4 protein-coding genes are annotated in these 3,328 nt (G+C 75.7%); 2 read left to right on the top strand and 2 right to left on the bottom strand.

The window, feature by feature from the left end:
- Positions 1 to 1,081, top strand: a 1,081-nt coding sequence (locus tag ACFU5G_RS29640; protein ID WP_377252690.1) for an RNA polymerase sigma factor, incomplete at its 5' end; no start/stop codon positions are given.
- On the opposite strand, the gene ACFU5G_RS29635 is transcribed toward ACFU5G_RS29640, so the two are convergent.
- Positions 1,047 to 1,841, bottom strand: coding sequence for a MerR family transcriptional regulator (locus tag ACFU5G_RS29635; RefSeq protein WP_377252688.1), 795 nt, complete (start codon positions 1,839 to 1,841; stop codon positions 1,047 to 1,049). The genes ACFU5G_RS29640 and ACFU5G_RS29635 overlap by 35 nt on opposite strands.
- Positions 1,842 to 1,899: 58 nt before the next feature.
- Here ACFU5G_RS29635 and ACFU5G_RS29630 point away from each other — a divergent pair, with 58 nt between their 5' ends.
- Positions 1,900 to 3,120, top strand: a complete 1,221-nt coding sequence (locus tag ACFU5G_RS29630) for an erythromycin esterase family protein (RefSeq protein WP_377252686.1) — start codon at positions 1,900 to 1,902, stop codon at positions 3,118 to 3,120.
- Here the strand turns inward: ACFU5G_RS29630 and ACFU5G_RS29625 are convergent.
- Positions 3,098 to 3,328: helix-turn-helix transcriptional regulator (locus ACFU5G_RS29625; protein WP_377252683.1), on the bottom strand; the 231-nt coding region annotated here is incomplete at its 5' end. The genes ACFU5G_RS29630 and ACFU5G_RS29625 overlap by 23 nt on opposite strands.

Here is a 3,328-nt window from a genome sequence, read left to right as displayed (position 1 = left end):
GGCCGAGGACGCCGTCCAGGAGGCCCTCGTCGAGGCCGTGCGGCACTGGCCGGACGACCCGCCGGACGACCCCAAGGCGTGGCTGCTACGGGTGGCCGGCCGGAAGCTGATCGACCTCCAGCGGTCCGAGGCCGCCCGCCGGCGCCGCGAGGAACGGGTGCACGACGAGCCGCCCCAGGGCCCCACCGAGCAGTCGGACGACACGCTGCTGCTCCTGAGCCGCTGCTGCCACCCGGCACTCAGCCCGGCGTCGGCCATCGCGTTGACGCTCCGGGCCGTGGGCGGATTGACGACGGCGCAGATCGCGCGGGCGTTCCTGGTCCCCGAGGCCACGATGGCGCAGCGGATCTCGCGTGCCAAGCGCACCATCACCGGCGAGCGGTTCGACACGCCGGGCGACGCCCGCGCCGTGCTGCACGTGCTGTACCTGATCTTCAACGAGGGCTTCACGGGCGAGATCTCGCTGGCCGACGAGGCGATCCGGCTCACGCGGCAGCTTGCCGTGTCCTCGGCGGTCCGCCCCGAGGGGGCCGACCCCGAGATCGCCGGGCTGCTGGCCCTGATGCTGCTGCACCACGCGCGCCGCGACGCCCGGTACACCGCGTCCGGCGAGCTGGTACCCCTGGACGAGCAGGACCGGACGCTGTGGGACACGGCGATGATCACTGAGGGTGTCGACGTGCTCCAGACCGCCCTGTCCCGCGACCGGCTCGGCCAGTACCAGGCCCAGGCGGCGATCGCCGCCCTGCACGACGACGCCCCCGTCGCCGCCGAGACGGACTGGCCGCAGATCCTGCAGTGGTACGACGAGCTCGCCGGGCTCACGGACAGCCCCGTCGTCGCGCTCAACCGCGCCGTCGCCGTGGGGCAGGTGGACGGCCCGCGCGCCGGCCTGGCCGCGCTGGCCGAGGTGGACCCGGGGCTGTCCCGGTGGGACGCCGTCGCGGCCCACCTGTACGAGCGCGCCGACGACACCGAGCTGGCCGTGCGGCACTACACGGTCGCCGCGGACCGGGCGACCAGCGCCGCCGAGCGCACGCACCTGATCAAGCAGGCGGCGCGGCTGCGGGCCGATCGGTGAGGCTGGTCTCCGTCTGAGGGCTGGCTGCGCGCTCGGTGGCGGCGAGGTAGGCCTCCAGGGCGGCGGCCCCGGCGAGCAGCGCCCGGCCGCGGTCGGTCAGCCGGCCGTGCCACCCCGCCAGGGTGGACTCCAGCGGCGCGAGGCCGCCGGCCGTCCGCACCCGCTCGATCAGCGGCACGATCTGCTCCAGCAGGTAGCCGCCGCGGCGGAGCTGGTGGGTCAACCGGGCGTCGCGCACCGCCGCTGCGTCATAGACGCGGTAGCCGGTCTGCGGGTCGCGGCGCGGCCGGACCAGGCCCGCGCGCTCCCAGGTGCGCAGGGTGGCGGGCCGGATGCGCAGCTGCGCCGCGAGCGGGCCGATGAACGTGTCCTGCGGCCCGGCCCGCGGGGCCGGGCGGGCGGGCGGTGCGCCGTCCAGGTCGCGCAGGGCGTCCTCGACGGCGCGGAGCGTCCGGCGGTCCTGAAGGAGCAGGGCGTGGCTCTCGTCGATCAGCCGGAACGCCTCGCCGACGGCGCCGTCGTGCACCGCGCGCATGATCGCGGCCGCTCCCTGGTGGCCGTGCCCGGGCACCAGGGCCAGGAAGGCGCGCAGCGCCCGGGCGTGCCGCGGTGTGTAGGCCCGGTAGCCGGCGGGCGTGCGGACGGCGGCGGGGAGGATGCCGGCGTCCTCGTAGTTGCGGACCGCCTGCGTGGACAGGCCGTGCCCGCGAGCCAGGTCGACGGGCCGCAGCCGGACCCCGCTTTGAAGGTTCTGCGCCACCTACCGCTCCGTTCCGGGGCCAGGTCTCAACCGAGCCTTCAACGATACCGTTGAGGGAATGGTGAGAGACATCGAGGACACCGTTCATCCCGTCGACGCCGCCTCCGTGCTGGCGCTGCTGAAGGACCGGCCCCGCATCCTGGCCCTGGGCGAGCCGACCCACGGCGCGCAGGACCTGCTCCGGACGCGCAACACCCTGTTCCGCGAGCTCGTCGAGGAGCACGGCTACCGCACGATCGCCCTGGAGACCGACTGCCTCGCGGGCCTGCTCGTGGACGACTACGTCACGACCGGCCGGGGCGACCTCGACGACGTCCTGGCGCGCGGCCTGAGCCACGAGTGGGGCGCGTACCCGGGCAACCGCGAGCTCGTGCGTTGGATGCGCGCCCACAACGAGGGCCGGCCGGCCGCCGACCAGGTCCGCTTCGCCGGTGCCGACGGCCCGCTGGAGATCCAGGCGGCCGCCAGCCCCCGCGCGGCCCTGACCGCGCTGCACGACTACCTGGCCGCCCGCGTGGACGCCGACCTGATGCCCTGCGCCGCGGACGTGCTCGACCGGCTGATCGGCCCGGACGACGCCTGGACCGAGCCCGCCGCGATGATGGACCCCGCCCGGTCGGTGGGGCAGTCCGCGGAGGCCAGGGAGCTGCGCCTGCTCGCGGACGACCTGGCGACCCTGCTCGAGACCCACGCCCCGCAGCTCCTGGCCGCCTCCACGCCCCAGGAGTGGGACCGGGCCCACCTGTACGCGCGCACCGCCACCGGCCTGCTGCGCTACCACTTCTGGATGGCCGACCCCACGCCCGCGCGCATGACGCGGCTGCTCGGCATCCGCGACGCCATGATCGCCGGCAACCTGCTCGCTCAGGCCGAGCACGGACCCGTGCTGGTGGCCGCCCACAACAGCCACCTGCAGCGCACCCGGAGCACCATGACCATGTGGGACCACCCACGCCTGGAGTGGTGGGGCGCCGGGGCGCTCGTCAGCGCCCGGCTCAGCGACCGGTACGCGTTCGTCGCCACGGCGCTCGGGACGCTGCGACACCAGGGCGTGGACGAGCCGGAGCCCGGCACCGTCGAGGGGCTGCTGTACGGGCTCGACCGGGAGCAGCTCCTCGTGGACGCGCCGCGGCTGGCCGCGCTGCTCGCGGACGAGGCCCCTGCCGGGGCGGCGCTCGCGGCCCGGGTGTCCCCCTGGTTCGGCTACGCGCCCCTGGACCCGGCGGACCTCGCGGCGGCCGACGCGCTCGTGTTCGTCAGGGACGTCCCGCAACCGTAGGCACCGGATCGAGCCCGCGGGCGGCCCAGGCGCTCGGGCTGACGCCCCGCGTCCGCTTGAACGCGGCGCTGAACGCGAACGCGTCGGTGTAGCCGACGGCGCGCGCGACCTGGGCGACGGTCGCCGTGTCGCGGTCGGTCAGGAGGTCCGCCGCGAGCGTCATGCGCCAGCGGGTCAGGTACGTCAGCGGCGGTTCGCCGACCTGGTC

Origin of the sequence: Promicromonospora sp. NPDC057488, from assembly GCF_042802395.1 — a bacterium.
GTDB lineage: Bacteria > Actinomycetota > Actinomycetes > Actinomycetales > Cellulomonadaceae > Promicromonospora.
Note: the sequence above shows the minus strand (reverse complement) of the source record. Positions and strands in the feature narration are given on the sequence as shown.

What these genes read in the sequence shown, in the direction of transcription:
- ACFU5G_RS29630 (WP_377252686.1), top strand. Translation starts at nt 1,900, where the DNA reads ATGGTGAGAGACATCGAGGACACCGTTCATCCCGTCGACGCCGCCTCC.